1 protein-coding gene is annotated in these 243 nt (G+C 43.6%); it reads left to right on the forward strand.

Annotated elements, in window-relative coordinates; all coding sequences use genetic code 11:
* Positions 1-243: TonB-dependent receptor domain-containing protein (locus tag ACP7H9_RS14320; protein ID WP_439222950.1), on the forward strand; the 243-nt coding region annotated here is incomplete at both ends.

Genomic DNA, 243 nt, shown 5'->3' on the forward strand with positions numbered 1-243 from the left:
GATGTCTTCAATCCCGTTTATGGTACTAGCAGCCTCACGTGGACGACCCAAGGCAGCGCTTCACAAGAGTTAGAGCAGACAGGTTTATATCTTCAGGATCAAATAAAAATTAATGACCACTGGGCTTTAACACTTGCTGGCCGCCATGACTGGAGCAGTCAAACTGACCGTAATCGTCTAACAAATACAGAAAATAAAGCAAGTGACAAAGAATTCACTTATCGAGCAGGACTAGCTTACACT

It is taken from the genome of Idiomarina sp. ST20R2A10 (assembly GCF_051842345.1).
In the GTDB taxonomy this organism is placed as follows: domain Bacteria; phylum Pseudomonadota; class Gammaproteobacteria; order Enterobacterales; family Alteromonadaceae; genus Idiomarina; species Idiomarina loihiensis.